Consider the following 6,834-nt stretch of genomic DNA (forward strand, 5'->3'; position numbering starts at 1 on the left):
TCTCCTTCGGGACGCTGGTGTGTGGTCAGAGACCATCAGCATCGGAGGAGGCCCGCCCTCATTGGCGGAGCCACACGGGTGAGCACTTTCAGAGATCAGATCTGGGCATTTTCACTGAGCGCCGTCACAGGCCGTGGCCGGAGGCTCGGCGAAGGATGTACCACTAGAGCGGAGCACCAAGGCGAGTTACGCAGTCAAGGCTTGGACCGGACGAGAAGCAATGCTCAAGGAAGCAAAGCTGGTCGAGCGGTTTGCGATCTACCTCAACGGGCTCGGACATAAGACGTCACGGAAGAGGATCACCCTCCCAGGAGGTGGTGTGATCGTTTCGGACGTCTGCGACCTCACCAGCAGCACTCTGTACGAAGCAAAAGCCAGTTCAAGTCGTGAGGCGATCAGGATGGCTCTCGGCCAAATCTTGGACTACGGAAGGTTCGTGAAGCCCAAGATGAAGCTGGCCGTCTTGGTGCCTGAGAGGCCGTCTGGGGACTTAGTTTCGCTGCTGGAGGCCCACGGAGTGGGTTGCACATACCAAAGCGGGCAGCGGTCTTTCGAGAACCTCTGAAGTAGGGCGATGATTTGCCCGGGCCATGGCTGTTACGGCGAGGCCCCCAAGTTCCGTCGGGACGACGATCACTTCCTGATCGACATCGTCAAGCCGGACCTTCGTCGGGACATCCCCGGCAACGGCATCGGTGATCGTCCAGCAGAGGGCGTCGTCGGTGACATCACCAACGCTGGTGTGCGGATCTACGTCCCGACGGACTTCAAGAAGGCCAAGCCCTTCGTGACCGGCTTCATGAATAGGTTGGTTTGCACGCTCCGGGAACGCTGTGTTTCGGCCCTGACTAGCCCAGAAGAGTTGGACGAGCAAAATCTCTGCTTGCGAACCAACCCGCTGGGACGTACCCCCTTATGGCAACCACATATTGCGCCGTCGACCAATGCCACTCGCAGACTTTGGCCCGCAGTTACTGCGGGAAGCACTACCAACGGTGGCTGAAGCATGGTGACCCGCTGAAGCTTGGGTATCCGCAGGGTGGGCTGTGTGCAATCGAGGGCTGCGACACGGTGTCCATCGCACGGGACTGGTGTAGCAAGCATTACCAGCGATGGAAGAAGCACGGCGACCCCGAGAAGCTAGTGCTTCTGATGGACCGGTACCACCAGATCACTGATCTCGACCGGTTTCGACAGGGGTACAGGACGGTTCCTGGCGGGTGTTGGATCTGGATGCGTCAGCGCGACCGCGACGGGTACGGAATTTTTTCGGTAGATACAAGACCGGTGAAAGCCCACCGCTACTCCTACACGCGCTTGGTCGGAACCATTTCGGCCGATATGACCATCGACCATCTGTGTCGGGTCAAGAGCTGCGTTAACCCGCAACATCTCGAAGTCGTTACGCGTCGGGAAAACGTCCTGCGCTCGAAGACTCCGGCCTCCCGTGTATACCGGCAAACACACTGCCCGGCAGGCGGCCATGTGCGAAAGACAGTCGAATTGGTGGGCTACTCGCAGTCGATGTCAGAGAGTTTGCAACCGACTCAGAACGTATGTGTTGAGTGTCTGCACGAGATTGCCGGCGCTTGTGACGAGTCGCCGGTTGTCAGTGCCGACACGTCGAAATAGTGGTCGTGGGCGGCAACGCGTGACGAGGCAGCATCAAGCCACCTACCGAGCCCGCCTCTGCCGTGCCAAGTCTGAAGGAGACGGCGGTTGGTCTACCTGAATCGCCCTATCTCAGCTCTGGGGGAAGGAGATCGAGCATCTCGACAGCGGAGCCGTTCCATTGGTAGCGGACAGGAGTGGTCTCCCCGTCAGAGCACGCATTGCACGACTGGCCGGTTTTGTAGGTGAGAGTCACCGTGTCCGATTCTCCGGTGGCTGCGGCGAGATCCGTAAACGGCAGAGCCTCGTAGGTAGCTGTTCCCTGGAAGATGCCCTGGTTGAACATCAGCGCGTGCGATGGAGAGCTGCCAGTACCACCCTCAATGGACACGACGACAGCCGACAACTCGGCGCACGGGTCGAAGTTGCTAGCTAGCGGGACACCCGACCATGGACGTCCGGTAATTGGTTCAGGGCCGAGTTTCGCCAAGCCACCAGCGATGGCCTCCTGTTCAGTGACAACGCCGCATTCGGAAGCAGGTTCCTGCGACTGCGCGCTTGTTGTCGTTCGACCAGACGGGGGCGATACCGGCTGCCGAGACGACCCCGTGGTCACCGAGCGAGTTCCGGCCGAACATTCTTGTGCGAGGACGTCACGGAAGCGCGGGTAGGGACCCTCGAAGTACATGCTGCTGACCATCGATGAGCCACTGAATGCTAGGTCGTTCGGAAGTTCGAGGACGTTGGTCACAGTCGCGGGTAGGTCAACGGTGATCACGTTGGCGTTCTGACCTACCGCCAACTCTTCAGCAACGACGCGGTCGCCTTGCTCCACATACGCCGAATAGGACCCTTCGACCTGGCTGCTCGGACCGATGCTGACATTGACTGTCGGACTTACTCCTGCGGGGTCTGACAGCACTAAAAGAACGGACAGTTGCTCCCGTCCGTTGAACCACTCAGACGTAGGTTGCGGCACCGTGTCGACGAATGCCACGGACAGATCGATACCCGATTGGTCGAACCTGGAGAGCGTCATGGTCTCGGCCACCTGGGGCGTTGTCGTTCCCTCTGGAGCTCCTGTGCAGTTCACTGTGCTGGGGATGCTCAGGCTCGGTGCCTGGTCACTCGTCGCTCCACAACCCGCCACAGCCGCCGCCGACACTACGGCCGCGCCAAGCGTTGCGCCGACCCCTTGTCGCGTAATCCGAACGAATCTGTTGCCACTGCCACCCGAGCTACCCAATGCCTGATCCCTCCACTGTCCCTGCGAACTACATCGTGGGGTATATCCGATTTTGGGATATTTGGTTACAGGGCGATGCCCTTGTCCCGTGGAAAAGTCGATCTACTCAGCCGAGTACAGGCAGCTCTGCCTGAAGCTCCGCTCGCTGAGGGTCGAAGCCGGGCTGACGCAGGTCACCGTGGCGGGAAGCCTCGGCGTTCCACAGTCGTTCGTCAGCAAGTACGAGTCCGGAGAGCGAAGGCTGGACGTAATCGAGCTCGAGCACGTCGCCCGGGCACTCGGTACAACGGCATCTCAAATCCTGTTGGCCCTCAAACCGAACGTCTGAATCGATGTTCGACCTCTGAGTCTCGTCGGATGGGGATCGCACTGCCGCCTGCGTGCGCCGCAACACCGGGGAACCGAACCGGCCCGCCTGGCGTCTGATGCAGTAGCGGTCTTCGCTCCGAGGACGCTGTCAATGACAGAAGTTGTCAGAACACCGCCGCCAGAAACTGAATGAGCAGACCTATGACTGCGAAAATGAGGCCCCAACCCGCGTTGCGGAGGTCGCCGGTTGCTGCACGCTCACGCTCACGCTCCACGGTGTCGATAGTCTGTCTAAGCTCACCCCTTGAGCGGATCTGGTCACGCTTCACAGCGTCAATGCGCTCACCCAAAGACTTAGCCGACGCAAGGTGCATGTTGTAGACGTTGCTCATCAACCCCTCGAGCTTCTGAAGCCGGGCGGAGGTTGACGCCTCGGAGTCGAAGCCCAAGTCGACCTGATGATCAGCAGAGGTATCCACACCGACTGCCGCGTCGCCTAATGTCACGACGTGGGGCCGCCGTGGACGCCGGATCAATTTCCGCACAAAGGTATCGACCCTGTGGTGCGCGAACGGCTGACCCTCAACCGCAGTGTGTCGCCATTGCCTGTACATATACAGCCCGACGACGGCGAAGCCGACGAGCTCGATGGACATGCCCAGGTTGGTGAACAGCTGGTTGGTCACCGAGCGAGGGTACTACCGCCCACACCCCCCATGTTCGCTTGAGCTCGGCGGGAAGCTTTGAACAGCGGCAGCGTGATGCTGGGATTGTGGATTGGCTTCTGGGCCACTGAGAGCTCCTGTCACCCTCATCGAGACGCGCGTGAGCAGCATGTATCGTCCTCCCGGTGCCGCTGCTGCCCTTCACCCCTCGCCCACGACCGTCTGTCGTCGACGACATGGAGAAGCTGAAGACCATCAACGGCCGCAGCCGATGGAGAGACGAAGACGGCTTTATCTACGAGTACGACGGCTCACACGGCGGGGAACTCGAGAAATACGACAAAAGAGGATACCATCGAGGAGTAGTAGATGTTGTCACGGGCGAAGTGATCAAGAAGCCAGTCCGAGGAAGGAGGATCACCGATGTCTAACTATGTAGAAGATTTGCTGTCGGGAGATGCCCTCCTGACTGATCTGGATGATTACGTCGAGAGGTGGCACGAAGCGCCCGAAGACGACGATGCTGCCGAGCTGGAACTGCACGAGTACCTTGGCCTGACGTGGGAGGAATACCAGACGATTACGGAGAGGCCACACGCGCTGCGCTTCGTCGTGGCTGCTCGTAAGCACAAGACTCCACTTTCCGAGGATCTGCTTAATATGGACTCGGAGGGCGAGTTGATCGCCGCACGAGGCACCGGCAGCGACGCGAAAGACCTGTACGACTACCTGGTCAGCAAGCGGCGCGTGCACTGATTTGGCAGGTAAATCACTTTGGGACTTTTGGCTGTCAGAGCCGCGGGACCCTGTTCGCAATCTGGCTGCTCGGTTCACCCGGTCGGAGGTGCAGACGTTTCCTGTCCCAATCGACGCTGTGGTCGAGCAACTAGCCGAAGTGCGCACCGAAACGTGGTCCAACCCCTGTGACGCGCTGACTATCGGCCTTGGTACAAAGCATCCGGTCGTTTTCCTGCGCGCCGGCGCGTACGAAACGCGTCGTCGCTTCACGATTGCTCATGAGGTAGGCCATCTGGTCATACCGTGGCACGTGGGAACGCTGGCCGGATGCGATACCGGTAGCGACTTTGACGCCAGCCGAACAAGGTCTGAGTCGCGGACTGCGGCGCAAGAGTCGGAGGCCCAGAAGTTTGCCGGTGCACTACTCTTGCCCTACAGCGTCGCAGCTGACGCCTTCGCATCCTCGACAGCTCAGCGTGCGCTCGAAGAACTCGCCAAATCCGGAATGTCCGCCGAAGCCTTCTGTCTATCCATCACTCGGTACCTACTGCCTGGATTCGTTTTCACCGTTGAAGGGGAAAACAAATACTGGAGTCCCGGCTCGAACCGTGCGAATGCATCTGAGATTGATGAGCATGCACACGAGACCGGCTCCTTCACCGTTTCCGGCCGCGAGGTGCAATATTACCGGCTCGCGAGTCGATCCGAGCCGGCGCAGTCCGTGGACGATGACATCCGCACCGACACCGAGTTGCTCCGAGCAGCGGTATCGCTTGGTGGAGGTACAGCCGAAGAGCAAGAGGCTCGACGTATGTCACTTAATGGAGTAGTAGCCGGGAAGTTGAGCCTGCTTCGAACGTATTCTCCCGACAGCACGTATTCGATGCTCATGTACCACATTGGGCAAAAGCCCGACATTCCAGCGCGCATAATTGAGTCTGCCGAGTTTGAGCGCTACCTATGGCGACGAGTGAACGGTCGTCTCGCCAGCCTGAAGAAGAAGTAGCGTCCGAATGAGTTCGGTATGGCCCGCAGGGGATTCCCCGTGACGTCTTAGTAGGCCGAGTGGACCCTAGCCCGTGACGGCTTGCTGCTCATCCGGGCTGTCACCTTCCTATCCGTAGGCTGGCGTCGCAGAAACGATGGGTTAACGAGACGACGGCACGACCAGAGTTTTGGTGTAGCCGTCAGGCTTGGAGGTCGAGGATTTTGTCTCAAAACCCTGTCTCATATCTGCTAGTCTCATAACCCTTAAGGCAACGGGGTTATGAGACAGGAACGAACATGGCGATCATCGGCTACGCACGAGTCAGCACAGTCGACCAGGATCCGCAGTTGCAGCTCGATGCGCTCACAGCCGCGGGTGCGATCCGCGTGTTCACGGACCACGGAGTGAGCGGATCGAAAGCAGACCGCCCACAGCTTGCAGCCTGCCTGGATCATCTGCGGTCGGGCGACACGCTCACCGTGTGGAAGCTGGATCGGCTCGGTCGCGATACCCGACACGTACTCGATGTCATCTCCGACCTCACAAGTCGGGGCGTCACCTTTGCGAGCGTGACGGAGGGACTCCATACCGATGGCCCCATGGGCAGAGCGATGCTGACCATCATGGCCGCCTTCGCGCAACTCGAACGCGACACCATGCTAGAGCGCACCCGTGCAGGGCTCGCCGCTGCAGCCAAGAACGGTCGATACGGCGGACGTCCACCCAAGATCGCCGCAGCTGACGTAGTTCGAGCTCAAGAACTGCAAAGGAAGGGCCTCACCGCTGATGACATAGCAAAGTTGCTCAGTGTCAGTCGAGCAACTGTCTACCGTCACCTAAGGTCCGCAGCATCAGCCGAAGCTCCACTTCAGAGCTGAAGCGCTCCCTCTCTGAGAGAGAACTGTGGGCGGTAGCGTGGCGAAATGCGTACAGACACGGCGAAGCTGAAGGTACAAGCGTGGCTCGCAGAGCCTTCCAAGGCGGAGGACTTCGACCCAGCGCTAAAAATCAACACCGCCTGGTGGCAGAAAACTCTCACCGCCGCGAACCGTGAGGCTGAAGTACCGCCCGCAGTCGACGGGCGGCTGAGCAGAAAGGCTATCTTCCAGATTGCCTCGCTTGGAATGCACGAACCGCAGGTCGCTCGTACCTGAGGTTCACCCCGGATGGTGGACACCGAGATAGCGGGACCGATGGTTCCGCTGGAAGGATGTCCGCATGTCCCGCAAACGCAGGTCGTTCACGACCGAATACAAGGTCGAGGCCGCCCGTAGGGT

Annotated in this window: 10 protein-coding genes; 8 read left to right on the top strand and 2 right to left on the bottom strand. The window is 59.6% G+C overall.

Annotation, left to right across the window (positions count from 1 at the left end):
* Positions 1-220: 220 nt before the first annotated feature.
* Together MTX35_RS24950 and MTX35_RS26335 are read left to right on the top strand one after the other, a co-directional pair.
* Positions 221-565, top strand: coding sequence for a hypothetical protein (locus tag MTX35_RS24950; protein WP_243597444.1), 345 nt, complete (start codon positions 221-223; stop codon positions 563-565).
* A 668-nt stretch (positions 566-1,233) separates the two neighbouring features.
* On the top strand, positions 1,234-1,632 hold the full coding sequence (locus MTX35_RS26335; protein WP_374230356.1) for an HNH endonuclease signature motif containing protein: 399 nt from the start codon (positions 1,234-1,236) through the stop codon (positions 1,630-1,632).
* Between the two features lie 106 nt (positions 1,633-1,738).
* Here the strand turns inward: MTX35_RS26335 and MTX35_RS26170 are convergent, their stop codons facing one another.
* Entirely contained in the window at positions 1,739-2,662 is a 924-nt protein-coding gene (locus MTX35_RS26170; protein ID WP_243597445.1) for an LppP/LprE family lipoprotein, read from the bottom strand.
* 283 nt (positions 2,663-2,945) lie between these two features.
* On the opposite strand from MTX35_RS26170, the gene MTX35_RS24960 reads away from it, so the two are divergent.
* Positions 2,946-3,185, top strand: coding sequence for a helix-turn-helix domain-containing protein (locus tag MTX35_RS24960; protein WP_032396054.1), 240 nt, complete (start codon positions 2,946-2,948; stop codon positions 3,183-3,185).
* Between the two features lie 145 nt (positions 3,186-3,330).
* Here MTX35_RS24960 and MTX35_RS24965 read toward each other — a convergent pair whose 3' ends face one another.
* The gene (locus MTX35_RS24965; RefSeq protein WP_243597446.1) at positions 3,331-3,852 is read right to left on the bottom strand and encodes a hypothetical protein; all 522 of its coding nucleotides are present in this window, start codon (positions 3,850-3,852) and stop codon (positions 3,331-3,333) included.
* Between the two features lie 164 nt (positions 3,853-4,016).
* On the opposite strand from MTX35_RS24965, the gene MTX35_RS24970 reads away from it, so the two are divergent.
* The 5 genes from MTX35_RS24970 to MTX35_RS24990 all read left to right on the top strand — a co-directional run bounded on the left by MTX35_RS24970 (position 4,017) and on the right by MTX35_RS24990 (position 6,711).
* Positions 4,017-4,262: a colicin E3/pyocin S6 family cytotoxin gene (locus tag MTX35_RS24970; protein WP_243597447.1), complete on the top strand. Its 246-nt coding sequence runs from the start codon at positions 4,017-4,019 to the stop codon at positions 4,260-4,262.
* Positions 4,255-4,587 carry a hypothetical protein gene (locus MTX35_RS24975; RefSeq protein ID WP_243597448.1) on the top strand — a complete coding sequence of 111 codons (333 nt, stop codon included), beginning with the start codon at positions 4,255-4,257 and terminating at the stop codon, positions 4,585-4,587. Before MTX35_RS24970 ends, MTX35_RS24975 begins: the two co-directional genes overlap by 8 nt.
* A 118-nt stretch (positions 4,588-4,705) precedes the next feature.
* Complete coding sequence (locus MTX35_RS24980) at positions 4,706-5,575, top strand: ImmA/IrrE family metallo-endopeptidase (RefSeq protein ID WP_243597449.1); 870 nt, start codon at positions 4,706-4,708, stop codon at positions 5,573-5,575.
* 278 nt (positions 5,576-5,853) lie between these two features.
* Positions 5,854-6,435 (top strand): recombinase family protein, encoded by a 582-nt coding sequence (locus tag MTX35_RS24985; RefSeq protein ID WP_243597450.1) that lies wholly within the window; start codon positions 5,854-5,856, stop codon positions 6,433-6,435.
* Between the two features lie 45 nt (positions 6,436-6,480).
* A complete protein-coding gene (locus MTX35_RS24990; RefSeq protein ID WP_243597451.1) occupies positions 6,481-6,711 on the top strand; it encodes a hypothetical protein in 231 nt (76 codons plus the stop codon).
* Positions 6,712-6,834 lie beyond the last annotated feature (123 nt).

It is taken from the genome of Rhodococcus sp. ARC_M12 (assembly GCF_022810385.1).
Classification (GTDB): domain Bacteria; phylum Actinomycetota; class Actinomycetes; order Mycobacteriales; family Mycobacteriaceae; genus Rhodococcoides; species Rhodococcoides navarretei.